Annotated in this window: 21 protein-coding genes and 1 tRNA gene; 7 read left to right on the forward strand and 15 right to left on the reverse strand. The window is 74.0% G+C overall.

Annotation, left to right across the window (positions count from 1 at the left end):
- Positions 1 to 76 precede the first annotated feature (76 nt).
- The 4 genes from ACFY00_RS07945 to ACFY00_RS07960 form a co-directional block, all read right to left on the reverse strand.
- Entirely contained in the window at positions 77 to 2,017 is a 1,941-nt protein-coding gene (locus tag ACFY00_RS07945; RefSeq protein ID WP_388028396.1) for a tetratricopeptide repeat protein, read from the reverse strand.
- Between the two features lie 353 nt (positions 2,018 to 2,370).
- Positions 2,371 to 4,380 (reverse strand): glycosyl hydrolase family 18 protein, encoded by a 2,010-nt coding sequence (locus tag ACFY00_RS07950; RefSeq protein ID WP_388028399.1) that lies wholly within the window; start codon positions 4,378 to 4,380, stop codon positions 2,371 to 2,373.
- Positions 4,381 to 4,640: 260 nt separating this feature from the next.
- Positions 4,641 to 4,714, reverse strand: a tRNA-Met gene (locus ACFY00_RS07955).
- A 57-nt stretch (positions 4,715 to 4,771) separates the two neighbouring features.
- On the reverse strand, positions 4,772 to 7,750 hold the full coding sequence (locus tag ACFY00_RS07960; protein WP_388028619.1) for a UPF0182 family protein: 2,979 nt from the start codon (positions 7,748 to 7,750) through the stop codon (positions 4,772 to 4,774).
- Between the two features lie 162 nt (positions 7,751 to 7,912).
- On the opposite strand from ACFY00_RS07960, the gene ACFY00_RS07965 reads away from it, so the two are divergent.
- Complete coding sequence (locus ACFY00_RS07965) at positions 7,913 to 8,473, forward strand: PPA1309 family protein (protein WP_388028401.1); 561 nt, start codon at positions 7,913 to 7,915, stop codon at positions 8,471 to 8,473.
- Between the two features lie 72 nt (positions 8,474 to 8,545).
- Here ACFY00_RS07965 and ACFY00_RS07970 read toward each other — a convergent pair whose 3' ends face one another.
- The 4 genes from ACFY00_RS07970 to ACFY00_RS07985 all read right to left on the reverse strand — a co-directional run bounded on the left by ACFY00_RS07970 (position 8,546) and on the right by ACFY00_RS07985 (position 11,803).
- Positions 8,546 to 9,631 (reverse strand): PDZ domain-containing protein, encoded by a 1,086-nt coding sequence (locus ACFY00_RS07970; RefSeq protein WP_388028403.1) that lies wholly within the window; start codon positions 9,629 to 9,631, stop codon positions 8,546 to 8,548.
- A 117-nt stretch (positions 9,632 to 9,748) separates the two neighbouring features.
- The gene (locus ACFY00_RS07975) at positions 9,749 to 9,916 is read right to left on the reverse strand and encodes a hypothetical protein (protein WP_285734692.1); all 168 of its coding nucleotides are present in this window, start codon (positions 9,914 to 9,916) and stop codon (positions 9,749 to 9,751) included.
- 160 nt (positions 9,917 to 10,076) lie between these two features.
- Positions 10,077 to 10,517 carry a molybdenum cofactor biosynthesis protein MoaE gene (locus ACFY00_RS07980; protein WP_285734691.1) on the reverse strand — a complete coding sequence of 147 codons (441 nt, stop codon included), beginning with the start codon at positions 10,515 to 10,517 and terminating at the stop codon, positions 10,077 to 10,079.
- A gap of 137 nt (positions 10,518 to 10,654) precedes the next feature.
- Positions 10,655 to 11,803, reverse strand: coding sequence for an NAD-dependent epimerase/dehydratase family protein (locus ACFY00_RS07985; protein WP_388028405.1), 1,149 nt, complete (start codon positions 11,801 to 11,803; stop codon positions 10,655 to 10,657).
- Between the two features lie 191 nt (positions 11,804 to 11,994).
- Between ACFY00_RS07985 and ACFY00_RS07990 the strand changes: the two genes are divergently transcribed.
- Positions 11,995 to 13,560, forward strand: a complete 1,566-nt coding sequence (locus ACFY00_RS07990; RefSeq protein WP_388028407.1) for a zinc-dependent metalloprotease — start codon at positions 11,995 to 11,997, stop codon at positions 13,558 to 13,560.
- A gap of 2 nt (positions 13,561 to 13,562) precedes the next feature.
- A complete protein-coding gene (locus tag ACFY00_RS07995) occupies positions 13,563 to 14,126 on the forward strand; it encodes an NUDIX hydrolase (protein ID WP_388028622.1) in 564 nt (187 codons plus the stop codon).
- Between the two features lie 128 nt (positions 14,127 to 14,254).
- Here the strand turns inward: ACFY00_RS07995 and ACFY00_RS08000 are convergent, their stop codons facing one another.
- Positions 14,255 to 14,782, reverse strand: coding sequence for a M48 family metallopeptidase (locus ACFY00_RS08000; RefSeq protein WP_388028624.1), 528 nt, complete (start codon positions 14,780 to 14,782; stop codon positions 14,255 to 14,257).
- Between the two features lie 461 nt (positions 14,783 to 15,243).
- On the opposite strand from ACFY00_RS08000, the gene ACFY00_RS08005 reads away from it, so the two are divergent.
- The 3 genes from ACFY00_RS08005 (at position 15,244) to ACFY00_RS08015 (ending at position 19,286) form a co-directional block, all read left to right on the forward strand.
- The gene (locus tag ACFY00_RS08005) at positions 15,244 to 16,353 is read left to right on the forward strand and encodes a ThiF family adenylyltransferase (protein WP_388028409.1); all 1,110 of its coding nucleotides are present in this window, start codon (positions 15,244 to 15,246) and stop codon (positions 16,351 to 16,353) included.
- Between the two features lie 298 nt (positions 16,354 to 16,651).
- A complete protein-coding gene (locus ACFY00_RS08010) occupies positions 16,652 to 17,992 on the forward strand; it encodes an ABC1 kinase family protein (protein ID WP_388028412.1) in 1,341 nt (446 codons plus the stop codon).
- A 118-nt stretch (positions 17,993 to 18,110) separates the two neighbouring features.
- A complete protein-coding gene (locus ACFY00_RS08015) occupies positions 18,111 to 19,286 on the forward strand; it encodes a barstar family protein (protein ID WP_388028414.1) in 1,176 nt (391 codons plus the stop codon).
- A 22-nt stretch (positions 19,287 to 19,308) separates the two neighbouring features.
- On the opposite strand, the gene ACFY00_RS08020 is transcribed toward ACFY00_RS08015, so the two are convergent.
- The 5 genes from ACFY00_RS08020 to ACFY00_RS08040 form a co-directional block, all read right to left on the reverse strand.
- On the reverse strand, positions 19,309 to 20,379 hold the full coding sequence (locus tag ACFY00_RS08020) for an aminoglycoside phosphotransferase family protein (protein ID WP_388028416.1): 1,071 nt from the start codon (positions 20,377 to 20,379) through the stop codon (positions 19,309 to 19,311).
- Between the two features lie 276 nt (positions 20,380 to 20,655).
- Positions 20,656 to 20,901, reverse strand: a complete 246-nt coding sequence (locus ACFY00_RS08025; RefSeq protein ID WP_033212161.1) for a hypothetical protein — start codon at positions 20,899 to 20,901, stop codon at positions 20,656 to 20,658.
- Positions 20,902 to 21,065: 164 nt separating this feature from the next.
- Positions 21,066 to 21,434, reverse strand: coding sequence for a WhiB family transcriptional regulator (locus ACFY00_RS08030; protein ID WP_285734674.1), 369 nt, complete (start codon positions 21,432 to 21,434; stop codon positions 21,066 to 21,068).
- Between the two features lie 171 nt (positions 21,435 to 21,605).
- Positions 21,606 to 22,022 (reverse strand): hypothetical protein, encoded by a 417-nt coding sequence (locus ACFY00_RS08035; protein ID WP_388028419.1) that lies wholly within the window; start codon positions 22,020 to 22,022, stop codon positions 21,606 to 21,608.
- 159 nt (positions 22,023 to 22,181) lie between these two features.
- Positions 22,182 to 24,482, reverse strand: coding sequence for an ATP-dependent DNA helicase UvrD2 (locus ACFY00_RS08040; protein WP_388028421.1), 2,301 nt, complete (start codon positions 24,480 to 24,482; stop codon positions 22,182 to 22,184).
- Between the two features lie 170 nt (positions 24,483 to 24,652).
- Here ACFY00_RS08040 and ACFY00_RS08045 point away from each other — a divergent pair, with 170 nt between their 5' ends.
- A complete protein-coding gene (locus ACFY00_RS08045; RefSeq protein ID WP_285734670.1) occupies positions 24,653 to 24,904 on the forward strand; it encodes a mycoredoxin in 252 nt (83 codons plus the stop codon).
- A gap of 49 nt (positions 24,905 to 24,953) precedes the next feature.
- Here the strand turns inward: ACFY00_RS08045 and ACFY00_RS08050 are convergent, their stop codons facing one another.
- Positions 24,954 to 25,739, reverse strand: a complete 786-nt coding sequence (locus ACFY00_RS08050; RefSeq protein ID WP_388028424.1) for a GntR family transcriptional regulator — start codon at positions 25,737 to 25,739, stop codon at positions 24,954 to 24,956.
- Between the last annotated feature and the right edge of the window lie 82 nt (positions 25,740 to 25,821).

Here is a 25,821-nt window from a genome sequence, read left to right on the forward strand (position 1 = left end):
ATCCCGCCCGCGCAGCAGCTCTCCCTGCTTCCCTGTCTGCGCTCCCTGACGGCGTGTTCCCTCGGCCCGCGCAGCGCTACGCGGAGAGCTCCGCGTTGAGCGCCCCCAGCAGCCGCCCCGCCCGCTCCGCGACCTCCGCCGGGCCGTACTCCGCCGCGCGCCTGCACCAGTTCTCGGCCTGGACGGCCTCGCCCCGCCGCAGCGCCAGCAGCGCGAGCCGCAGCGCCGCGCGCCCGTGGCCGGCGTCCGCGGCGCGGGTGTACCAGAGCATGGCCTCGGCCTCGCTGTCCTGGCGGGCCAGCAGCAGGCCGAGGTTGAACGCGGCGCTGCGGCTGCCGCCCTCCGCGGCGCGGCGGTACCAGCTCTCGGCGATCTGCAGGGCGCCGCGCTCCGCGGCGCGGACGCCCATCCGGACCTGGGCGCGGCGGTGCCCGGCGTCCGCGGCGGTCGCGTACCAGTGCTCGGCCTCGGTGTCGGCGTCGCCGCGGCGGTCGAGCAGCGAGGCGAGCCGGAAGGCACCCTCCGCGGAGCCGCCGTCGGCGGCCTGGCGGTAGCGTTCGAGGGCGCCCGCGAGGTTGCCGCGCTGCTCCTGGGCGACGGCGAGTTGCAGGGCGGCCTCGCCGTGGCCCTCGGCGGCGGCGCGGGCGTACCACTCCTGGGCCTGCCGCATCTCGCCGCGACCGGCGTGCAGGACGCCGAGGTTGAAGGCGCCGTCGACGGAGCCGGCCTCGGCGGCCTTGGAGAACCAGGGTTCGGCGCCGGACTCGTCGCCGCGCTGGAGCAGGACGATCGCGAGCGCGTTGCAGGCCTCGCGGTGCCCGGCGTAGGCGGCCCGGCGGTACCACTGCTCGGCCTGGGCCTCGCGACCGGCGCCCGCGCACAGCAGGCCGAGGTTGAAGGCACCGTTGTGGTCGCCCGCGTCGAGGGCGGCGCGGTACCAGCGTTCGGCGACGGCGTTCTCGCCGCGGCCCGCGTGCAGCGCACCGAGGGCGTTGGCGGCGGTGCCGTCGCCCGCCTCGGCGGCCTCCTGCCACCATTCGGCGGCGGCGGAGAGGTCGCCGGTGTCGCGGAGCAGGAAGCCGAGGGCGCAGGCGGCCCGGGCCTCGCCGTTCTGGGCGGACTGCCGGTACCAGCGGGCGGCCTCGTCGAGGTCGCCGCGGGCCTCGAGCAGGACGCCGAGGCGCAGGGCGGCGCGGGCGTGGCTGCGGGCGGCGGCGGTGCGGTACCAGGTCTCGGCGGTGTCCTTGTCCCCGGCGGCCTCGCGCATCCGGGCGAGGCGGTAGGCGGCCTCGCGGTGGCCGGAGTCGGCGGCGGCCTTGAACCAGCGTTCGGCGCGGACGTCGCGGCGGTGCTCCATCAGGTCGCCGAGGGCGTAGGCGCCGAGCGGGTGGCCCTGTTCGGCGGCGAAGTGCAGCCAGTACTCGGCGGCCTCCTCCTCGCCCTGGTCGCGCAGTTGCAGGCCGAGGGCGTGGGCGGCCGGGGCGGACCCGGCGACGGCGGCCTGGCGCCACCACTGGGCGGCCTCGGTGCGGTGGCCCTGCTGGTGGAGCAGGACGCCGAGGTTGTTGGCGGCGGCGCGCAGGCCCGCGGCGGCGGCGGCGCGCAGGTACGGTTCGGCGTCGCGCAGGTCGCCGCGGCGCAGCAGCAGGGCGCCGAGCTGGCTGGCGGCGTTGGGGTCGCCGGCGTCGGCGGAGCCGCGGTGGCGGGCTTCGAGGGCGGCCTGTTCGCGGGCGGCGAGGGCGGTCTCGAAGCTGTCCTCGCCGGTGTCGGCGGGGTCGGTGGGGTCGGCGAGGTCGCGGGCGGAGGCGGCGGCGACCCGGTCGGCCGTCAGGTGGACCAGGCGCTCCGGGCCGTACCCGGTCACGTCGATGTCCCCGCCCGCGGTGCCGCGCTGGGCGGGCAGGCTGCCGGTGGACTGGTCGCTGGACTGGCCGGTGGGGCGGACGCCGGTCTCGGTGTCCGCGGTGGTGCCGGCCGCCAGTCGTTCTCCCGTCCCGCTGTTGCCGATGAGCTTCATGCCGACTCCCGCTCCCCCCGAGTGTCGCGGCATCCGCCCCGGGCCGTCGGCCGGGGGCGCGTCCCCCGAGGGGCACGTCGCAGCGGACGGCCGGTCAGTGGCCGTGCCGCGTCCCCCTCGTGGTCCATCGTCGCATCACCCGCACACCGCGTACACCTGCTCCGTCCGTTTTGGCGGAGCGGGGCCGAAGCGCGGCGAGATCGCTTCGGCTCTTTGTCGATTTCCCGACACTTGAGCCCCACAAACCCCGGCCACGCATCGTACCGGAGTCGATCAACTCCGCGCGCCCGCAAGGGCGAAGGCCCGGCGGACGGAGTCCGCCGGGCCTTCCTCAAAACGATGTTGACGCAGGCTCAGCTGACGCTGAAGTCATCGGCCTGGTAAGCACCCTGTCCGTACCAACCATGCACCCAGATCGTCACCGAGGTGACCGAGGCACCGGTGGAGAACTTGGTGGACAGCTGCGTCCACGCGCTCCCGCCGGGGGTCCAGGTCGAGCTGTCCGCGCCGGAGCCGGTGACGCCCAGGTAGGTGTAGTTGCCCTTGACCCAGGCGGACAGCGTGTAGGTGGTGTTCGGCTTGACCGTCACCACCTGCTGGCACTGCGCGGTGTCCCCGGCGCTGACGTTGCCCTGCAGGGCGTACGAGCCGCTGTGGCCGCCGCTGACCGCCGCACCGCCGCCGCCCGCGCAGGTCCACGGGCTGAGCGCGCCGGACTCCAGGCCCGGGTTGGCGACGATGCCGCCGCCGGGCGAGGTGGGCGAGGAGGACGGGCTGGTGGACGGCGAGGTCGACGGGCTGGTCGAGGGGGAGGTGGACGGGCTGGTCGACGGCGACGGGGAGGCGGACTTCGTCGGCGAGGCGCTGGCGCTGGGCGAGCCGGTCGGCGGGGCCGGGCAGGAGGCGGCCGAGCCGTTGGTGGCCGTCATCAGCGGGTTGAGCAGCGCCGCGTTCGGGTCGTCGTACAGCGAGAACACGAAGGAGCCGCCGAGGCCGTTGCAGTGCGCGTAGTCCATCTTGGCCTGGATGGACCTGGCGTTCTCACCGGACCAGAAGTTGTTGCCGTCGTAGAAGTACGCGGCCTGCGAGGCGGCGTCCCAGTAGGTGTAGCTGGGGTTGTCCACCGTCCCGAGCAGTTCCTTGTACATCCGCACGCCGTTGACGTTGCCGGAGTTCGGCGCGCCCTGGGCCGGTCCGCTGGCGGGCTGGAACAGCCCGTGGTTGGCGCCCGCCGCCACGCCCGTCCAGCCCCGGTAGTACAGCGGGACGCCCATGTTCAGCTTGTTCGCCGGGAACCCGCCGGGGATGCCGTACGAGGAGTCGCCGACCGTGTACGCCTTGACCGCCTCGTCGATCGAGTACTTGGCGTTGCCCGGCGGCACGTTGTTCATCGGGTCGTTCGGGTTCTGGTAGACCGGCGTCTGGTGGTTGGTCGGCCCCTGGGCCTCCCAGCCGCCGTGCATGTCGTACGTCATCGGGTCCGCGAAGGTCAGGTACTGCCCGATCTTGTCGGTCTCGATGTACTGGATCTTGTCCTGGCCGGCCGGGAGCGCCGCGCTCAGCGCGTAGGTCTTGCCGTCGGCGCCGCCCTGGGTGTTGAGCTGGTTGCGGAACTCGGCCAGCAGCGCGGTGAAGTTCTGCTTGTCGTTCGGCGAGGCGTGGTTGCCGAGGTGGCCGCCGCCGCCCGGGTACTCCCAGTCGATGTCGAAGCCGTCGAAGATGCCCTTGCCGGTGCCCGGGCCGCCGTAACCGCCCTGCGCGGGGAGGTTGCCCTTGATGAACATGTCGACGCAGGAGGAGACGAACTTCTTGCGCGCGGCGTCGCTGGCGGCCACGTCGGAGAAGTACTTGGAGTACGTCCAACCGCCGATCGACATCAGCACCTTGAGCTTGGGGTACTTCGCCTTCAGCTCCTGGAGCTGGTGGAAGTTGCCAGCCAGCGGCTGGTTCCAGGTGTCGGTGGAGTTGTCGACGCTGTTGCCGTTGGCGAAGGTCTTCGCGTAGTCGGCGTAGTAGTCGCCCGCGCCGTCGCCCGCGTTCGGGTTGTTCTCGTCCTGGGAGGCCGCCGAGTTCGGCTCGAAGCAGGTCAGGTTGTTCGGGTCGATGTTGGCGAAGTCGTACAGCAGGTAGTCGAGCTTCCCGGCCATGCCGTTGGTGTCGACGTTCTTCAGGTAGAAGGCGTTCTGGTAGATCGACCACTGGTCGAAGTACGCGACCTTCATGCCGCCGCTGGTGGCGGGGGCCCCGGTGGTGTTGCCCGGTCCGGCGCTCGCGCTGGGGGCTCCCAGCAGCGACACCGCCCCGGCGAGCAGCGTGGCGGCCGCGGCCGTGACGGCCCAGGCCCTGCGGTTGTTGCGATGCATGCGGATGTGCCTCTCTCCTGTCACGTGGGGATGCAGGAACGCCGTCCGACACCCGGTCGGGGAGAGCGGCAGACGGAGCCAGAACGTGATCGACCCTCGTTGCTGGCATGCGAGTTGCAGCGCATCAGGACGGGCGGTGGGGGCCGCCCGTCATGGGCATGACTCAGATTGGACTGGACCACAGGGGGTGTCAATCACCCGGAGTCCCAAGGAATGGCAAAGGCCCGGAGGCTGATGCCTCCGGGCCTTTCGCTACTGAGTAGCGGGGACAGGATTTGAACCTGCGACCTCTGGGTTATGAGCCCAGCGAGCTACCGAGCTGCTCCACCCCGCGTCGGTGAAACCACTGTATCACGATCACGGGGTGGACCAACAAACCGGTTGCCGCAGCTCAGCCGGTGGGCGAGGCCGAGGGCGACGCGGGCGGCGACGCGGGCGGTGAGGCGCCCGGCGAGGCCGACGGCGCGGTCGACGGCGAGCCGCCCGGCTGGGCGCCGCCGCCCTTCTGCTCGGCGGCCACCGCGTCGGCGATCGCCTTCTTCAGCGCCTCCTGGGCCTTGCCGTACGCCGTCCAGTCGCCGTTCTTCATGGCGGCCTGGCCCTCGTCGAAGGCCTTCTGGGCGTCCGCGAGCGCCTTCTGCAGCTCCGGGCTCTCCGGGGTGGTGGGCGTCGTCGGGGTGGTGGGCGGCTGGTCCGTGCCCGGGGTACCCGGCTGGGCCGGGGCGGTGGGCGTGGTGGCCCCGGCCGCCGCGTTGCCGAGCACCTTGGCCAGCGCCTCGTCCAGGGTGTCGGCCAGCGCCACGTTGCGGTCGCCGTACACCGCCAGCACCTTCTTCAGCACCGGCACCTTGGCGCCGCGGGCGACCAGGTACACCGGCTCCACGTTGAGGATGCCGCCGCCGACCGGCAGGGTCAGCAGGTTGCCGTAGACCAGGCCCGAGTCGTCGCCGTTGCTCAGCAGGGTCAGCTGCCGGGCCACCTCGGAGTCGGAGTTGAACTTCGCCTGGGTCAGCGCCGGGCCGAGCGCGCCCGAGCTGGAGGTCATCCGCAGGATGCGCAACTTGCCGTAGTCCGGGCCCGGGTCGGCGTCCACCGACATGAACGCGGTCAGGTTCTTGCGGCCCGCGGGCACGAAGGAGGTGGTCAGCGAGAAGCTGGCCTCCTGCGTGTCCGGCATCCGCACCGTCAGGTAGTACGGCGGCTGCACCTCGTGGGTGTTGACCGTCGGGTCCTCCGGCACCTCCCAGATGTCGGTGCCGTTGAAGAACGCGGTGGCGTCGGTCATGTGGTACTGCCCGAGCAGGTCGCGCTGCACCTTGAACAGGTCCTGCGGGTAGCGCAGGTGCGGCAGCAGGGCGGCCGGGATGTCCGCCTTCGCCTTCACCGTGCCCGGGAACGCCTTCATCCAGGTCTTCAGCACCGGGTCGGCCTCGTCCCACTGGTAGAGCGTCACCTCGCCGGTGTACGCGTCCACGGTGGCCTTCACCGAGTTGCGGATGTAGTTGACCTGGTTGGCGGCGGTCAGGGTGCGGCCGCGCTGGTCGGTCATCGAGTCCTTGGTGGCGTCACCGAAGGTGGTCTTCGAGGAGAACGGGTAACCGTCCGAGGTGGTGTAGCCGTCCAGCACCCACACCAGCCGCCCGCCCTGCACCACCGGGTACGGGTCGGCGTCGATCGACAGCCACGGCGCGACCTTCTCGACCCGCTCCTTGGGGGTGCGGTCGTACAGGATCTTCGCGCCGTCCTTGATCGCCCCCGAGTAGAGGAGCTGCGGCTCGGCGAACTTCACCGCGTACGCCGCCCTGGTCAGCGGGTTGTCCATCGGGACGCCGCTGCCGCCGCCGTACTGGGAGGTCTGGTCCGGCTGGCCGTCCCGGGTGTAGTCGATCTCGTCCATGCCGGGGCCGACGACCGAGTACATCGTGGTCTTCTCGCCGTAGTACACCCGCTGCTCGTAGGAGCCCAGGTCGCCGGTGGTCGGCAGCGACTGCTCGGTGTAGACCGGGTTGCCGTTCTGGTCGACCTGGTTGCCCTTGGCGGCCACCACGCCGTACCCGTGGGTGTACTTGAAGTGGTCGTTGATGAAGTTGCGCTGCTGCACGCCCGCCAGGTCCAGCTCGCGCACGCCCAGCACGGTGTCCTGCTTGCCGTACCGGTCCACGTCCAGCGTCTTGGGGAAGGCGTAGTAGTTGCGCAGCGCCTGGTTCTGCTGGAACGTCGGCATGACCACGTTCGGGTCCAGCAGCCGGATGTCGGCGATGGTCTGCGCGTCCTGCTTCAGCTTCTCGGCGTCGGTCGAGTCGGTCGGCGCGTACTGCTGCTCGGCCGCGCCCGCGATGCCGTACGCCTGCCGGGTCGCGTCGATGTTCTGCTGGATGTAGCGGGTCTCCTTGGCCTGCTCGTTCGGCTTGACCTGGAACTGCTGCACCAGCGCCGGGTACACCCCGCCGACCAGGATCGCCGACAGCGCCATCAGCCCGAAGCCGATCAGCGCCGGCGCCCACGTCCGCCGGACCGGCGTCAGGAAGAACAGCAGCGCGCAGATGACCGCGACGAAGAACAGGATCGTCTTGGCCGGCAGGAACGCGTTCGCGTCCACGTAGCGCAGGCCGGTCCAGCCGTCGACGTTCTTGTACGACTCGCTCTTCACCGCCAGCGCGTACCGGTCCAGCCAGTACGCGACCGCCTTCAGCAGCACGAACACGCCCAGCAGCACGGCCAGGTGGCCCTGCGCCCCGGCGCTCGCCCGCCGCCCGGGCCCCTGCAGCCGCAGGCCCCCGTACAGGTAGTGCACGGCCGCCGCGGCCAGCAGCGAGACGATCACCGCGCTGAACGCGAAGCCCAGCACGAACTCGTACCAGGGCAGCTTGAACGCGTAGTACGAGACGTCCTTGTGGAACTGGCTGTCCCTGACCCCGAACGGGGTGCCGTTGACCCAGAGCATCCACGTCCGCCACTGCGCGCCCGCGGCGGCGCCCGCCGCCAGGCCGACCAGCAGCGACAGGCCGACCAGCAGCCACTTGCGGAACGGCGCGACGCCCATCCGGTAGCGGTCCAGGCTCTGCTGCTCCACCGACATCGCGGCCAGCGGCGGCCGCAGCCGGTGCGCCAGCCACAGGTTGAAGCCGACCACCAGCGCCATCAGCAGCCCGAACACCGCGAACAGGCCGACCTTGGCGCCCAGTTGCGAGGTGAACACCGAGCCGTAGTGCACCGAGTCGAACCACAGCCAGTCGGTCCACAGCCCCGCGAACATCACGAACAGCAGGAACAGCGCCGCCAGCACGCCGAGCGTCAGCAGCAGTACCTTCGCCCGGCGCGACGGCGGGCCGACTCTCGCTCGGGAACCCGGACCTGAGCGGTCCGGCATCTGGAAGGTCAAGGCGCCACCTCAGCTGTCGTCGTCGGAGTTGCGTGCCGCCGCACCATGGCGGACAGCGGTCTCCCATGCAACTTAAACAGTCTTTACCTGAGTTCCCGGAGGCTGCGTCGGAGTTGGAGCGGGCCCCCTCGGGCATGTGAGGATTGGCCCATGTCCGACTCCCCTGACCTGACCGCCGCCGCCTCCGGCCTCCCCGCGGCCACCCCCCTCACCCGGGCCGCCCTGGAGATCGACGAGCACGTCGCGACCCTCGGCTGGGACCTCCCCGCCCGCCTGTTCGCCCTGGTCGACAACGCGCAGATGCGCAAGGCCAACCCGCGGCTCGCCTCGCAGTTGGGCCTGGACGACAACCCGACCGGCCTGACCCCGGTCGAGCAGGAGGAGATCCCCCCGGGCACCGAGCTCGACCGCTTCCTCGGCACCATCGCCTGGCCCGACGGCGTGGTCGGCTGCGCCCTGGTGGTCGAGCGGCTGATGCTCCCGCCCGGCGCGGAGGCCTCCCGGCCGAAGAACGCCACCGAGCAGGAGATCAACGAGTGGGTGGCCTCCCACCCGCAGCGCCAGGAGGTCCGGATCACCGCGGCCGTGCTGCGCGACGGCGCCAAGGAGGTCGCCCTGCGGCTGCGCGAGAAGGACGTCGCCCGCGAGGTGCTCACCGGCCCGGAGCTCGTCCCCAACCTGACCGACGCCCTGCTGGCGACCTTCTCCTGAGCCACCCGCCGCCCCGCGCCACGGCAACGGCGGAGGACCCCCGGCCGGGGGTCCTCCGCCGTTGCCGTGCCGCTACTTGCCGCAGCCGGGCAGGGCCGCCCTGTCGCCGCTGCGGATGCTGTCGAGCGCCTTCACCGCGCCGTCCAGGTTCTCGACCTTGACCAGGGTGAGGCCGGACGGGGTGCCCTTGGTCGCCTCGGCGCAGTTGTCCGCGGGGGTGAAGAAGTACTCGGCGCCCTTGTCCCGGGCGGCGATCAGCTTCATCTGGATGCCGCCGATCGGGCCGACCGCGCCGTCGTCGTCGATGGTGCCGGTGCCCGCCACGAACTTGCCGCCGGTGAGGTCGGTGGGGGTCAGCTTGTCGACGATGCCGAGCGCGAACATCAGCCCGGCGCTGGGGCCGCCGACGTCCTGCAGACCGATGTCGATCTTGAACGGGTAGACGTGGTCGACGCTGGGCGTGATCCCGACGACCGCCCGCTCGGGGCCCCCGTCGTCCGACTTCGCGGTGACCACCGGCACCTGCACCTCGTCCGCCGGGTCCGGCGTCGCACTGGCCTTGGCGTGCGGGACGACGGTGAAGACCACGCTCTCGCCGGGCTTGTGCTTGGTCACCTGCTGGGCGACCTGCGTCCGGTCGGTGATGGCGACCCCGTCCACCGCGACGATCTGGTCACCGGCGTGCAGCTTGCCCTCGGAGGGCCCGCCCGCGCTCACCGCGGAGACGATGACCTCGGTGCCGACCGGGATGTTCAGCTGCTTCAGGGCCGCGGTCTTGGCGCTGTCCTCGGAGGAGGCGAACTGCTCCGCGTTCTCCTGCTGGGCCTCCTGGTCGGTCTGGCCCTGCGGGTAGACGTTGTCGTGCGGGACGACCAGGACGTCGTCCCGGACCCAGCCGACGATCGCCGAGACCAGGCCGGGCTGGTAGTTCGCCCCGGTGACCTGGACCGTGGTCATGTTCAGGTGCCCGCTGGTCGGGTAGGTCTCGTGCCCGGTGATGGTGATCACCGGGGTGCCCGTCTTGTCCTGCACGCCGAGGGTGTTGTACGTCGGCCCCGGGCTCATCTCGGTGAACGGCACCTTGAACAGGACCGAAGCGCAGAGCAGGCCTATCAGCAGCAGGGTGGCGGCGAGCATCGTCGCCGATCGGCGTGGCATGCCACGACAGTACGGGAAGTGCGGGACGGGGTGTACAGCTGGCCCGGGCCCCGCACCGCCGATCGGGGCGGCGCGGGGCCGGGGCCCGCGACGGGCCCCGGCCCCGCTCCCCCGCGGTCAGTCGCGGACGCCGGTACTGCGCTCCATCGCGGCGCGGAAGCGCTCGTGCTCGGCGAGCGAGGACGGGTCGGTCATGGCACGGGGCGGGCGGGCGGCCCAGGTGGCCCAGACCGCGGCCAGGACCCCGGCCACCACAGGAATGATCAACCAGGCGAGCGCAGCCATCTTCGAACTCCCCACAGGCTCGTCATGCGTATCAGCAGATTAACCGCCTGCAGGGGGAACGGCGCGCGCGGCATCCGGGTTACGGGACGGGCCCGGTCTTCACCGCGACGGGGTACCGCCGAACGGGGAACGAGCGCCGCCCCGCGCGGACACGGGGGCCTCAGCAGGAGCCCGCGCCGACCCACTCCTCCTCGCCGTCGGTGAAGACCTGGTGCTTCCAGATCGGCACCTCGTGCTTGAGGTCGTCGATCAGCCGCCGGGAGGCCGCGAACGCCTCGCCGCGGTGCGGGCAGGACACCGCGACGATCACCGCGACGTCCCCGATCTCCAGCCGACCGGTGCGGTGCACCGCGGCCAGCGCCCGGACCGGGAAGTCCGCGCAGACCTTCTCGGCGATCCGGCGCAGCTCGCGCAGGGCGGTCGGGTGGGCGCTGTACTCCAGCGCGGCGACCGGCTTGCCGCCGTCGTGGTCGCGGACCGTGCCGACGAACAGGGTGGTGCCGCCGGCCGCGTCGTCGCCGACCGCGGCGTGGACCTCGTCCAGCGAGAGCGGGGTCTCGCGGACGGCGAGCAGGCGGATCGGGTCGTGGTTCTCGGACATGCCCACCATCATTCCGCATGTCCGTCGACCGGCCGCAAGGATTTTCGTATCACGATGCGGTAATTCCGTGATGCGAAAAGGTGGTGATCAGATCCGGCGGCGCCCGCAGGCCCGGCGGCACTCGGATCCGGCGGCGCTCAGATCCGGCGGTGCTTGCGGGCCCGGCGCACCAGCGCGGCGGTGCCGATCAGCGCGACCGTCGCCCCCGCCGCGCCCAGGCTGGTCGCCGCCTCCTTGCCGCCCAGCCGGCGCCCGGCCACCGCGTGCTTGCCCGACACCTGGGCCAGCAGCTCGGCCAGCACCTCCTCGTTGGTGTACCGCGGCCGCCAGCCCGCCTCGTGCAGGCGGCTGCCGGACACCACCCACGGGTACATGGTGTACGCCAGGTCCCCGGCCGGGGCCGGGGTCAGGCCCAGCCTGTGCAGCCGGGCCGCGGTGCCCAGGGCCAGCGAGGCGGGCAGCTCCATCCGGCGGATCCCGGACAGCTCCTCCACGTCCTCCTGCTCCAGCCAGCCGTCGCAGCCGACCGTCACCTCGCCCTCCACCAGCCCGAGCGCCGCGTACTCCAGCGCCGCCGCCAGGTCGTCCAGGTGGCAGAACTGCCAGCACGGCCGGGAGCCCGCCACCACCAGCAGCCGCGGGGCCTCGAAGTGCCGGGTCAGCACGGTGTCGATGCCCGGGCCGACCACCACCGCCGGGCGCAGCACGGTGACCTGCAGCCCCGGGTGGGCGCGCGGGGCGCGCCGGGCCAGGCGCTCGATCTCCAGCAGGTCGCCGACCAGCGAGGCCTCCTCGGTGGCCCGCAGCTCGGAGTCCTCGGCCAGCGGGACCTCGTTGTCGGGCAGCGCCCCGTAGACCATCGCGGAGGTGCACAGCACCACCCGGTGCACCCCGGCGGCCGCGGCGGCGGTCACCACGGTCTGCGCGCCGCGCACGTTGTACGCGCTGCGGGCGCGCGGGTCGGACTCCATGCCGAGGTCCATCGCCAGGTGCACCACCACGTCCACCCCGGCCAGCCGCTCGGCCACCGCCGGGTCGCGCACGTCCAGCACCCGCCACTGCACGCCGGGCACCTCGCCGCGCCGCTCGTCCACCGCCAGCACCCGTCGCACGTGCGGGGAGTCCACCAGCCGCTGCGCGACGCGCTCGCCGAGCACCCCCGCCGCACCGGTGACGGCCACGGTCAGCGGCCTGCCGCCGTAGGCTGGAGTCGGCGATCCGGCGACGGTCGGCGCGTCCTCGCCCTCGGTCAGCCCAGAGCGAACGTCCGAAGGCGGGGAACTCACCGGCCATCCTCCACGGTTAGCTTAAGTGCGGACGTACGAGTGTCACGCACTCGACCATCCTGCCCGAGGCTCGGCCCCGGCGGTGCACCCGGCGCGGTCGCCGCGAGACCATTGAAACCGCTCGGAGCCCCCGGGCGGCAGACTTTCCCGCCACACCACCCGCGTGACGGCCGATCAGATCGAGGACCCCCGTGAGCGACCTCCCCTTCGGATTCGGCGTTCCCCCCGAGGAGCCCGAGGACGGCAAGAACAAGGGCAAGAAGGACGGCGAGCAGGGCGACTCGACCCCGCAGCAGCCCTTCGGCTTCGGCACCGGCAACCCCTTCGGGGCGCTCTTCGGCGCGGGCGGCCAGGGCGGGGACAACCCGTTCGCCGCGATGATGGGCGGCTTCAACCCCAACGACCTCGGCGCCGCGTTCCAGCAGCTCGGGCAGATGCTCTCGTTCGAGGGCGGCCCGGTGAACTGGGAGCTCGCCAAGAACATCGCCCGGCAGACCGTCGTCGCCGAGCAGCCCGAGGGGAAGAGCAAGGACCGCTCGGTCGGCGCGGCCGAGCGCACCGCCGTCACCGAGGCCGTCCGGCTCGCCGACCTGTGGCTGGACTCCGCCACCGAGTTCCCCTCCACCTCCTCCGCCGCGGTCGCCTGGAGCCGCGCCGAGTGGATCGAGGCCACCCTGCCGGTCTGGAAGGACCTGGTCGATCCGGTCGCCGAGCGGGTCGGCAACGCCATGGGCGGCGTGCTGCCCGAGGAGATGCAGGCGATGGCCGGGCCGCTGATGGGCATGATGCGCTCGATGGGCGGCGCCATGTTCGGCACCCAGATCGGGCAGGCGCTCGGCGCGCTGGCCGCCGAGGTGCTCGGCTCCACCGACGTCGGCCTGCCGCTGGCCCCCGCCGGGAAGGCCGCGCTGCTGCCGCAGAACATCGCCGAGTTCGGCGAGGGCCTGAACGTGCCCGCCGAGGAGGTCCGGCTCTACCTCGCCCTGCGCGAGGCCGCCCACCAGCGCCTGTTCGCCCACGTGCCGTGGCTGCGGGCGCACCTGTTCGGCGCCGTCGAGGCGTACGCCCGCGGCATCAAGGTCGACACCTCGCGGATGGAGGAACTCGTCGGCCAGATCGACCCGGCCAACCCCGAGGCCCTCCAGGAGGCGCTGGCCGGCGGCCTGCTCCAGCCCGAGGACACCCCCGAGCAGAAGGCCGCCCTGGCCCGCCTGGAGACCGCGCTCGCCCTGGTCGAGGGCTGGGTCGACGCCGTGGTGCACACCGCCGCCGCCCCGCACCTGCCGCACGCCGCCGCCCTGCGCGAGACGCTCCGCCGCCGCCGCGCCTCCGGCGGCCCCGCCGAGCAGACCTTCGCCACCCTGGTCGGCCTCGAACTGCGCCCCCGCCGCCTGCGCGACGCCTCCCGCCTGTGGGCCTCGCTCGCCGACGCCCGCGGCGTCGAGGGCCGGGACGCGCTGTGGAGCCACCCCGACATGCTGCCCACCGCCGCCGACCTGGACGACCCGGACGGCTTCGTGCACCGGGACACCGCGCCGGTGACCGAGGGCGGCTTCGACTTCGACGCGCTCGACAAGCTGCTCGGCGAGGCGGCGGGCGGGGGCGCGACCGGCGGTGCGACCGACGGTGCGACCGACGGCGGCAAGGCGGACCTGACGAAGGACACCGAGGGCACCTCGTCGGACGACGCCCCGAAGACCGCTCCGGGCGAGGGCGACGAGGACGGCGAGCAGGGGCCGGAGGGCACCGCCAAGTGACCGTGACCGCACTGCACGAGGACGCCGTCCGCGCCCTGACCGACTGGGCGCCCGACGGGGCCGACCAGGACGAGCTGCGCCGCGACTACCTGGCCCACCTGGCCGACCGCCCCGACGGCATGTGGCGGGCCTGCCTGCCCGGGCACGTCACCGCCAGCGCGCTGGTGGTCGACCCGGAGGGCGGGCGGGTGCTGCTCACCCTGCACCCGAAGGTCGGGCGGTGGTTGCAGATGGGCGGCCACTGCGAGCCCGGCGACGCCACGCTGGCCGCGGCCGCGCTGCGCGAGGCGGTCGAGGAGTCCGGCATCGCGGACCTGTCCCTGCTCGCCACCGACGGCCGCACCGCGCCCGTGAAGCTGGACCGGCACCAGGTCCGCTGCGCCGGGAAGGACCGGCCGGAGAACACCCACCTGGACGTGCAGTACGTGGCCCTGGCCCCGGCCGGGGCGCGCGAGCTGATCAGCGAGGAGTCGCTGGACCTGCGCTGGTTCGACTGGGACGACCTGCCGTCCGACACCGACCGCTCGGTGCGCGACCTGGTGGCGCGGGCCCGCACGTTGCTCTGACGCACCGCGCCCGGTGTGCCGCGAGGCCCCGGCCGCCCTCCTCGGGGGGTGGCCGGGGCCTCGTCGTCACCCGTCGTCCGGGGCGGGCTCGGGGCTCGGGCTCGGGGCTCGGGGCTCGGGGCTCGGGCTCAGGTGGTGCGGGCGGGCGGGATGTGCGGCAGCCGGGCCGCGGAGGCGACGCCCTCCAGGTAGCCGCGGGCCCGCTCGGTGCGCGGGTAGGCCTCCAGCAGGGCCCAGAACCGGGGGCCGTGGTCGGGGACCAGCAGGTGCGCCAGCTCGTGCAGCAGCACGTAGTCGACCACGTACTCGGGCATGCCCTGGAGCCGGTGGGAGAGCCGGATGGTGCGCTCGCTGGGGGTGCAGGAGCCCCAGCGGGAGTTCTGGTTGGTGACCCAGCGGACCTGCTCGGGGACGGCCCGGCCGTCCAGGTAGAGCCGGGAGAGCTCGCGGGCCCGGGACTGCAGGGCCTCGTCGCCGAGCATCCGGCGGCTCTCCTGCGCGGCCAGCTTGTCGAGCATCTGCGCCACCCAGCGCTGCTCCTCGGCGTGCGACATCCGGGCCGGGATCAGCACCACCGTCCGGTCGCCCTCGCGGTAGGCGGAGACGGTGCGGCTGCGGCGGGCGCTGCGGCGGACCTCGACCTTGCTGCGGTCGATGCCGGGGCGCTCGGGTGCGCGGGCCTGGTCGGGCGCGCGGTTCGGGCCGGGGGTGCGGCGCGGGTCGGACGCCCGGCGCGGATCGAGCGAGCGGCGCGGCTCGGACGCGCGCTCGCGGTCGGAGGTGTACTCGCGGTCGGCCCCGGTGCTGGCGTACGCACCCGGCGCCGCGGCCGCCGGTCCGGAGGCTGCCCGGGCGCGCCGACGCGACGCCGACCGGTGGGAGTCCCGTTCGGCTGCCATGGCACAGGACGTTACCCCGTCCCCGTGACAGAAGTCCGGCACCGGGGCGGCGCGGCATCCGGGACCACCCGGGCGCGTTGTCCACAGGCTGTGCACAGTGATGAGCGGATCGTCCTACCGGGGCTGTGGACAACGGATTTCCGCGCGTCCGGACGGGCGGGCAAGCTGCGGTCACCAGCGATCCCGACGCCGGGATCCCGACCCTGGGAGGAACCCGCATGCGCCCCGTGATCAAGCCCGCCCTGTCCCGGCTCTGGCGGGAGAAGCAGACCCTGCAGTTCGGCACCGTGCGGCGGCACGCCCGGTTGATCGAGGGCGTCGACCGGAGACTGGCCGGTTTCCTGGAGCTGGTCGACGGCAGTCGGGACGGCCCCGCGGTGATCGCCGCCGGGCAGAAGCTCGGCCTGAGCGCCGAGTACTGCCAGGCGGTGCTCGACTCGCTCGGCAGCAGCGAACTGCTGGACGACGCCCAGGCCCTGCGGGACGTGCTGGAGCTGTACCCACCGGCCCGGCGCGACCTGCTCGGCCCCGACCTGGCCTCGCTCTCCCTGGTGCACCCGGCACCGGGCGAGGCCGCGGCCGTGCTGCACGGGCGGGCCCGGGCCCGGGTCGAGGTGCGCGGGGCCGGGCGGATCGGGGCCGCCGTCGGGGCCGCGCTGGCGGCCGGCGGGATCGGCGAGGTCGCGGTGCTGGACCGCGGCCGGGTCGCCGCCCGGGACTGCGCGCCCGGCGGCCTCCCGCCGGGCGACATCGGGCGGCTGCGCACCACCGCCGCCCGCGAACTGGTGCACCGCGCCACCGGCGCCCCGGTCGGCGAGCGCTACCGGCGTCCGCCCGCCGCTCCCCCGCCGCCCACCCTGGTGGTGCTCGCCCCGCGGGACGGCTCCGCCGCGTACACCGGGGCCGCCGTCGACGCCCAGGAGCTGATGCGGGCCGGGATCCCGCACCTGTACACGGGGGTGCTCGAACACCTCGGCGTGGTCGGCCCGTTGGTCGTCCCCGGCGCCTCCGCCTGCGGCAGTTGCGCCACCCTGGCCCGGCGCGACGAGGACGAGGCCTGGCCGCGGCTGCTGGCCCAGCTGATCGACGAGGGCCCCGGCCGGGCCCGCCTCCCGGCCTGCGACGGCGCGGTCGCGGCCGCGGTCGCCGGGCTCGCCGCCCTGCACGTCCAGCTGTACCTGGACGGGTCACCGCCGCCGAGCGTGGACGGCTGGTGCGAGCTGTCCGCCGCCGACGGCATGGTGCGGCGGCTGCGGCTGCGCAGCCACCCGGACTGCGGTTGTCTCTGGCAGTCCGCCGCGCCGGGGCGAACGGGCACAATGGCCTAGGACGAGCCCTGGGCCCGTCCGGTGGTCCACGACCGATCCGCCCGCCACCGCCACCGCCCGGGGCACCGCCCCCGGGTCGGGCGGCGGCGCCCGGCGGCGGTGGCGGGGCCGCCGGGCCGGGCTCCGGGACGCCGCTGTACCGACCGCCGGCGGGGAGCCGGCCGGTCCGGAGGATCAGGAGGTCCGGTGAGCGATCTACCGCGCAAGGCAGGATCCGGCACGGCTCGGCCGGTCGTCCGCCCACGTGCCGGGGCGGCCCCGGCCCGCGCCGGCCGCACCGACCGGACGGGGGCGGCGGATGTCTGAGATGCCGCGCAAGGCGGTCTCCCGGACGGCCCGGCTGGCGGCGCTGCCGCTGAGCTTCGCCGGGCGGGCCACCCTCGGCCTGGGCAAGCGCCTGGGCGGGCGGCCCGCGGAGGAGGTCGCGGCCGAGCTGCAGGCCCAGACCGCCGAGCAACTGTTCGCGACCCTCGGCAAGTTGAAGGGCGGTGCGATGAAGTTCGGGCAGGCCATGTCGGTCTTCGAGTCCGCCCTCCCGGAGGACGTCGCGGGCCCCTACCGGGCCGCGCTCACCAAGCTCCAGGAGTCCGCCCCGGCGATGCCGACCCGCACCGTGCACGCGGTGCTCGCCGACGACCTCGGGGCCGACTGGGCCGACCGCTTCCGGTCCTTCTCCGACCAGCCGTCCGCCGCCGCCTCGATCGGCCAGGTGCACCGCGCCGTCTGGAAGGACGGGCGGGAGGTCGCGGTCAAGATCCAGTACCCGGGCGCGGGCGACGCCCTGCTCAGCGATCTCGGCCAACTCTCCCGGCTGGCCCGGGTGCTGGGCCCGCTGATCCCGGGCGTGGACATCAAGCCGCTGATCGCCGAACTGCGCGAGCGGGTCACCGAGGAGCTCGACTACCGGCTGGAGGCGGAGTCCCAGCAGGTGCACGCCGAGGAGTTCACCGGGGACGCCGACATCCTGGTGCCCCGGGTGGTCGCCCAGTCCGGGCGGGTGCTGGTCACCGAGTGGCTGGAGGGCAAGCCGCTCTCCCAGGTCGTCTCGGACGGCACCGGCACCGAGCGCGACCGGGCCGGGCAGTTGCTCGCCCGCTTCCTGTTCGCCGGCCCGACCCGCACCGGCCTGCTGCACGCCGACCCGCACCCCGGCAACTTCCGCCTGGTCAAGACCGGCCGCACCTCGGCGAGTTGGAAGCTCGGCGTGCTCGACTTCGGCACCGTCGACCGCCTCCCCGGCGGCCTGCCCCGCCCGATCGGCACCTCGCTGCGCCTGGCTCTGGCCGGTGACGCGGCGGCGGTGTACGACCTGCTCCGGCAGGAGAACTTCATCCGCCCCGGCATCACCCTCGACCCGGACGCGGTGCTCGACTACCTGCTCCCGATCATCGAGCCCACCCGCGCCGAGCAGTTCACCTTCAGCCGCGACTGGATGCGCACCCAGGCCGCCCGGATCGCCGACCCGCGCTCCCCCGCCTACAACCTCGGCAAGCGGCTCAACCTCCCGCCCTCCTACCTGCTGATCCACCGGGTCACCCTCTCCACCATCGGCGTCCTGTGCCAGCTCGGCGCCACCGTCCGCCTGCACGAGGAGCTGGTCCGCTGGCTGCCCGGCTTCGCCGAACCGGAGGCCGACTGACCGACCGGGTCGCCGTGGTGCGGCGCTCCCGCCCCCGGGCCGGGCCTGACCGCCAAATGCCTTGCCCGGCCCGGGCCGGTCAGGGCAGGCTGGGCGATCCGGACGAGGGGGGCGGCGGTTGTCGGACCAGGTGTGGGTGGACTACGTGCGGGCGGAGAACCACGCCCGGTGGGACCGGCCGTTCCCGGTGCGGTACCTCCTCGTCGCCGAGGACTGGGACGAGGAGGGCCAGGACTGGCACCTGCTCGGCCGGTGCGCGGCCGTCGAGGGCCTGTTCGCCGACCCGCCCCCGCCGCCGCGCGAAGTGCTGGCCATGCGCGGCTGCGCCCCCGGGGCCCGGCCCGGCCCGCTCGGCCCGACCTCGATCGTCGGCCGGGCGGCCGAACCCCAGGACGACGCCTGGTGGACGCTGCTGGACGCCGAGGTCCTGGCCGTCACGCCGCACGCCGACGACCCCGCGCTGGTGGACGTGACCCTCGGCGCGGGCGTGCAGCTGTCGTACGGCTCCGCGTGCGGGCCCGGCCGGACCTTCCTGCGCTTCGAGCTGACCCCGCGGCACGACGTGGTGACGGCCGCCTGCGCGACCCTGCCCGGGCTGGCGGTGGAGCGGCCGGAGCCCGCGCAGGCGCACCTGCGGTTGATCGGCTGCGAACCGGCCGAGCCGATGCGGAGGATCCTGCGCAAGCGCAAGGGCGCCCCGCCGACGTACACCGAGCTGTGGGCGCTGGACGCGCACGGGCGCCGGGCGGCCGTGGTCTCGACCGGCTTCGACGTCGAGTGGACCAGGCCCTCGGTGCTCGGCGGCGCGCTGGTCGACGTCCTGCTGTCGGTCGACGCCGATCTGCTGCCCGGCTCGGCGGCCCGCGCGGCCTGGCGGCACTGGCTGCCCGGGCGGCCCCGGAAGGCGGGGAGCTGGCGCGGGTTGACGGCGGAGCAGAAGCAGGCCTGGCTGCTGGCCGCGCTGCGGGTCTTCCACGGCTTCGGGCCGGACCGCTCCGGTGGCGAGTACCACCTGGACGGCGCGGGCGTGCAGGACGAAGCGGGCCTGCACTGCGCGATCGGCGAGGCGATCCGGGGGCCCGGCGGCTACTACGGCGGAGGGCTGGCCCCCCTCCTCGACTGCCTGTGCGGCGGCTTCGGGGTCGTCCCGCCGTTCACCCTAGTCTGGCACGACTTCGCCACCACCGAACGGGAGTTGGCGGAAGCCTCCGAGGGTCCGGTGATCGCCCCCGGCTACCCGGAGGAACTGGCCCGCGCACTGGAGCAGCACGGGGTGACGGTCGTCCGGGCCTGACGGGCCTGACCGGCCGGGGCCGTCAGGCCCGTTCGGTGGTGAGCGGGCCCGCGGTGGGCCAGGTGGTGCGGGCGCGGGCGGCGAGGGTGGCGCAGAAGCGGCCGAAGACCGGGAGGGCGGTGTCGGCGTCGGCCAGTTCGGCGACCACCCGGAGGCGGTGCAGGAGGCGGCGGCGGGCGGTGGCGTTGCCCCAGGTCCAGTCGCCGTGGTGGAGCCGGGACAGGTGGTCGGCGGTGCCGCGTTCGGCCGCGGGGACGAGGGCGTCGCCGCGGATCAGCCAGCCCGCGCAGGCGTCGGCGAGTTCGGCGGCGCCGGCCGCTTCGGTGCCGGTGGCCGCGCGCCAGGCGGTGCGGTAGGCGGCCTCGGCCTCGGCCAGGGCGGCGGCGGGCTGGGTGGTGGAGCACCAGCAGGTGGGGAAGCCGATCCGCAGGTAGGCGAATTCGACCGCGCCGGGGCCGAGGGCGGACTGCTCGAAGTCGACGAACCGGACGCCGTCGGCGGTGTGCAGGTCGTTGCCCGGGCAGGGGTCGCCGTGCAGCAGCGCGTGCCGGACGGGGGTGGCGGAGAGCCGGTCGACCAGGGCCTCGGCCTCGGCGCGGGCGCCGGGCGGGGCGGGCACGTCGAGGATCCGGGCCAGCGCGATGAAGCAGCCGAGGTCGCGTTCGGTCGGGCCGGTCCAGGCGGGCAGGTCGGTGCCGGGGGCCGTCCCGGCGAGGTCGTCGAGGTCGGCGGGGGCGCTCGCGTGCAGCCCGGCGAGCGCGGTGGCGTAGTCGGTCTGCCAGCCGGGGCCGGGGGTGCGGTCCTCCAGGCGTTCCAGCACCAGCAGCCGGTTGGCCGGGTCGGTGGCGATCAGCGCGGGCACCACCGGTCGGCCGGGGCGGCCGGGCCGGCCGGCGAGGGCCAGCGCGGCGGCCTCGCGGGCGTAGCGCTGTTCGGCGCCGGGCGCGTCGACGAGTTGCTTCACCACCACCGGACGGCCGGAGAGTTCGGCCCGCCAGACCCGGGAGCGCGGGCTGCTGACCAGGCGGCGGACCTTGCGCGGCGGGCCGAGCACGGTGCGCAGTTTCTCGCCGAGCGGGAGGGAGGGCCACATGGCGCCCATCCTCGCACGACCAGTTCGAGTGAAGAACAGCCGTGCGGAAGTGGGGTCTTGGGCCGGGGAATGAATGCGACGGAACGGGGCAGACGGTGCCCGGGTTCGCCCAGGGGTCGTTCCGGTCCCGCTCCGCACCCGCCCGGCGGGCGGCCGGAACGGCGGCACCGGAACGCGTCGACGGCCGGCTCCCCGGGTGCGGGGAGCCGGCCGTCGGCGTTCAGGGGTGTGTCACCGGCGGGGCCTCGCGGCCGACCGGCGGGGGTGGTGCATCCGTCACATCAGGGCGACGGCGAGGGCCTTGCGGGCGCGCAGGGAGGCACGTTCGGCCTTGCGGCGCAGTCGCGCCGCGCGCATCACCCGCAGGCCGAGGCGTTGCTCCTCGGCCTCGTGGAGGCGTTGCTGCATATGCGCGCGCGCCAGGGATTCTTGGAGGAGATTCATCTCAAGGGTCCTGTTCTGGATCTGGAGTTCAGTGGTCTGCTCGGAGCGGACGGTCGGATCGATGCCGGCGGGGTTCATGTGGTGGTCCTGCTCGTGGTGCGTGCTCGGGAAGGGACGGGACAGTTCTGCGTCGGCCTTGGCGGCCGCGATGCGTACCGAGTGGCGCAGAGCGGTGTCCAGCGGGGGCTGCTCTCCCCTGCGGACGGCTCCGGTGCCGCTGCGGTCGGCCCTGGCTGCGGGGTTCACGCCATGACCTCGGTCTTGCGCGGACGGCCACGCGGGCGCTTCCGGGCGACGACGACGCCCTGGACGAAGAGCTCGCCGCCCCAGACGCCCCACGGCTCGCGGCGCTCGATGGCGCCGGTGAGACAGGCGGCCTTCACGGGGCAGGTGCCACACAGGGACTTGGCGTACTCGACATCGGCGGGGGTCTCCGCGAAGAAGACCTCCGGGTCGAAGGCCCGGCACGGGATCGGGAGCCCGAGCGAGTCAGCCTCGTCGATGGCGGTGAGCTGCATGAGTGTTACCTCCGGGGGGTCGGCCTGGTCGGCCTTGACGGTCTTGTCGGTCGGTACGGACGGGAGGGGCGGCGGTGTGATGACCGTGGACACTGTGGGCGTCTTCCTCGTCTTCGATGTGGATCCGGCCGTTCCGTTGTTCGGATCGGTCCGGAGGCCCCGGGGGGCCTGGGTGGGTCTTGCGTACCGGACAAAACAGAAGGGCCGCGGAACCCGGTTGCTGGGTTTCCGCGGCCCTGGAGGCACCGCCCGTGACTGGCTCAGTCAGGGTCGTTCGCTCCAGGGTCCAGGCCCGCGGAAAGCCTGCTTCCGGCCGGCTCCGGCGCCGCGAACGGCGGCCTCGGCCAGGGAGATCTGCTGGTCCTGCGTGTTGTTTCCGGCACCGGAGGCGGCCACATAGCGCCCATGCAGGGCTTCTGCTGCTACTGCCTTCGGTGCCTGGGTCGGTCGCTCGTCGGACAGCGAAATGCCGTCGACAAACATCGCCCAGTCACGGGACAGACCTGCCTCGACACGGGTGCCCTCAGCATTGCCCAGATCACTGACAAGGCAGTGCTCGGACAGCTGGACGCCGGCGTTGCCGCCGGCCGTGCCAAGACCCAGACCCGACGCGCTGACGCGCGAGGGCATGGCGAGAGTGGTCATCAGGTCGGTCACTTTGGTGATCATCTTGGTCTCCACTGAACTCGCCTCCTCTCGGCGTCTCGCGGCGCCCGGTCGCCCGGGCTCCGATATCTGGTTGATGGTCAGCGCACGCAGAAACAAGCCCTCTGCGAGCTTCGCGGCCTCGTCCCCTTGACCGCTCCGGCAGGCTATTGCGCCGTACACGCGGCGCGCAAACTATTTTTCCGGCGAGTTCTCAGCCTCGTTCTCAGCCTGGTTCCCGGCTTCGTTCTCGACCTCGCCCTCGGACGGGGCGGGCGCCGGCTCCCGGTCGGTCTCCCCCACCGGCTCCGGACTCTCCCCCGCACACAACAACAGCACGTCGGCGCCGTACTTGTCCAGCTTCATGGCGCCCACTCCCGAGATCCGGGACAACTCCGCGAGGCTGCCCGGCACGTCCTCCGCGATGGCCGTCAGGGTGGCGTCGGTGAACACCACGTAGGCCGGGGCGCCCTGCTCCTTGGCCTTGACCGAGCGCCACTCGCGCAGCCGCTCGTACAGCGCCTCGTCCATCGTGGAGGGGCAGTCCTCGCAGCGGCGGAGCTTGATCTCGCGGCCCTCGGTCAGCGTCCGGTCGCAGACCCGGCACTTGACCGGGCCGCGCGCCCGGCGCGCGGCGGAGCGCTCCGCGCCCGGCTCGACGCCGCCGCGCCCGCCGCGGGTGCGCGCGCCGGGGCTGCCGGAGCCGGGCCGCAGCCCGTCCAGGAAGCGGGTGGGCTTGCGGGAGGCGCGGCCGCCCGGGGAGCGGGAGAGCGACCAGGAGAGGGTGAGGAAGCGGCGGGCCCGGGTGACGCCGACGTACAGCAGGCGGCGCTCCTCCTCGACCTGCTCGTCGGTCTTGGCGTAGATGATCGGCAGCGTGCCCTCGCTCAGGCCGACCAGGAAGACCGCGTCCCACTCCAGGCCCTTGGCGGCGTGCAACGAGGCCAGCGTGACGCCCTCGACGGCGGGGGCGTGCTGGGCGGCGGCCCGGGCGTCCAGTTCGGCGACGTAAGCCGCCAGGTCGGTGCGCTCGCCCGCGGCGGTGCGGGCGGCCTCGAACTCCTCGGCCAGCCGGACCAGCGCGTTCAGCGACTCCCAGCGCTCGCGGACGGCGCCGGAGCCGGCCGGCGGGGTGGCCGCGAAGCCGCGGGTGGCCAGCACGGCGCGGACCTGGGCGGCGAGGTCGGGCGCGCCGGCCGTCAGCGGGTCGTCGGCGGCCCGGGCGGCGCCCTTGAGCAGCACGCCGGCCTCGCGGACCTCGGGGCGCTCGAAGAACCGCTCGGCGCCCTTGAGCTGGTAGGCGATGCCGAGGTCGGCGAGGGCCTGCTCGTACACCTCGGACTGGCTGTTGGTGCGGAACAGCACCGCGACCTCGCTGGCCCGCACGCCGGTGCCGAGCAGGTCGCGGATCAGCCGGGCGGTGGACTCGGCCTCGGTCGGCTCGTCCGGGTACTCGCGGTAGACCGGCTCGGGGCCCGCCTCGCGCTGCGAGACCAGTTCCAGCCGGTGCTGGGCGGCCTGGCCGCGGGCCTGCGCGAGCAGGCCGTTGGCCAGGTGCACCACCTGCGGGGTGGAGCGGTAGTCCCGGACCAGCTTGACCACGGTGGCCTCGGGGTACCGGTGCCGGAAGTTCAGCAGGTGGTCGGGGGTGGCGCCGGTGAAGGAGTAGATGGTCTGGCTGGCGTCGCCGACCACGCAGAGGCTGGCGCCGCCGTCGCCGCCCGTCCACTGCTCCAGCAGGCGCTGCTGGAGCGGGGAGACGTCCTGGTACTCGTCGACGGTGAAGTGCCGGTACTGGGCGCGGACCCGCTCGGCGACCTCGGGGCGCTCCTCCAGGATGGCGGCGGTGAGCAGCAGCACGTCCTCGAAGTCGATCAGGCCGCGCTGGCCCTTGAGGTCCTGGTAGGCGGCGTAGACCCGGGCGATCTCCGCAGGGTCCCGCGGGGCCTCGCGGCCGGACTTGGCCAGGGCGGCCTGGTAGTCGTCGGGGACGGCCTGGGTGACCTTGGCCCACTCGATCTCGGCCGTCAGGTCGCGCAGTTCGGTGCGCTGGACGCGCAGGCCGCTGCGGCCGGCCGCCTCGGCGACCAGCTGGACCTTGCGCTCCAGCAGCCGGGGGAACTCGCCGCCGACGGCGCGCGGCCAGAAGTACTGGAGCTGGCGCAGCGCGGCGGAGTGGAAGGTGCGGGCCTGCACGCCGTCCGCCCCGAGCTGGCGCAGGCGGCCGCGCATCTCGCCGGCCGCGCGGGCGGTGAAGGTCACGGCGAGGACCTGCGCGGGGTGGTAGACGCCGCTGCGCACGCCGTAGGCGATCCGGTGGGTGATGGCGCGGGTCTTGCCGGTGCCGGCCCCGGCCAGCACGCAGACCGGGCCGTGCAGGGCGGTGGCCACGGCGCGCTGCTCGGGGTCCAGCCCGGCCAGCACCGCGTCCGCTCCGACGGGGGCGTGGCCGTACTGCGCGTGCGGGTCGTCGAACCCGAGGAGGTCTTCCTGCATGCCCTCCATCCTCGCAGGCGCGCCGGACAGTTCGGACGGGCTTGTCCACAGGCGGCCCGTGATGGTCGGATCGTCGCACCACTCACCCGCCCCGGAATGGGCCCGGGCCGCCGGACGTTGCACCGGGCGGCCGCCCGGCCACCGTCCGTCGACCGAAGGAGCACCTCGCCATGTCCGGCACCGTCACGATGTACAGCACGACCTGGTGCGGCTACTGCAACCGCCTCAAGAGCCAGCTGGACCGCGAGGGCATCGCCTACAGCGAGATCAACATCGAGCAGGACCCGGCCTCGGCCGCGTACGTGGAGTCGGTCAACGACGGCAACCAGACGGTGCCGACGGTCGTGGTGGTCTCGGCCTCCGGCGAGCAGAGCGTGATGACCAACCCGAGCCTGCGCCAGGTCCAGGCCGCGCTGGCCTGACCGGGAGCGGACCGCCCGGGTCGCCTCGGAGCGCCCCGGCCCGGCCGGTTCAGCCGACCGCCGGGGCGCCCTCGCCGAGCTCGTAGAGCAGCCGGGCCCGGTCGGCGGCGTAGCGGGTCTCCACCACCCGGATCGGGCCGCGCCGGTCGCTGCTGATCCGGGTGTTGACCAGCAGCGGCACGCCGGGGCCGAGGCCGAACCAGGCGGCCTCGGCCGGGTTCGGCATCCGGGCGGTGAGGTGGTCGGTGGCGGCGGTCTCGGTCCGGCCGAGCTCGGCCAGTATCCGCTCGTCGCCGCCGGGCACCGGCCGGTCCTGCATCAGCGGCGTCCCGGCAGCCAGCCCGGCCCGGTAGTGGCTCTCCTCGATGGCGTACGGCTCCTGGTCGACCCGGCAGAGCTGGCGGCGCATCATGACGGTGTCCTCGGGGCGCAGTCCGAGCCAGGCGGCGATGTCGCGGCGGGCCCGGACGGCGGCGACCTCGAAGTCGACGGTGAGCTGCCGCCCGGCGGCCTCGGCCTCGGCGGCGTACACCTCGCCGCTGGGGGTGAGCGGGCCGCGGCGGGCGGGGCGGGCGTGCACCCGGTGGTCGTGCCGGGAGGGTTGGCGCAGGTAGGTGCCCTTGCCCTGGACGCGCACCACCCGGCCCTCGTTGACCAGCGCGTCCACGGCGAGCCGGACGGTGTTACGGGCGACCCCGTACTGCCCCTCCAGTTCGGTCTCGACCGGGAGCCGGCCGCCGTCCGCCCACTCGCCGGACTCGATCCGGCGGCGCAGGTCGGCGGCGAGCCGCTGGTACTTGGGCTGGTGCGGGGTGCCGCCGCGGTGGATCGTCACGCGAGTGAATCTAGCCAGTCGGCTCGCGCGGTTTCAGCGAAATCCCGTATCCCCGACCAGGATTGGGGCACGGGAACCCCCG

The sequence above is a fragment of the Kitasatospora sp. NPDC001540 genome (assembly GCF_042894345.1).
In the GTDB taxonomy this organism is placed as follows: Bacteria; Actinomycetota; Actinomycetes; order Streptomycetales; family Streptomycetaceae; genus Kitasatospora; species Kitasatospora phosalacinea_C.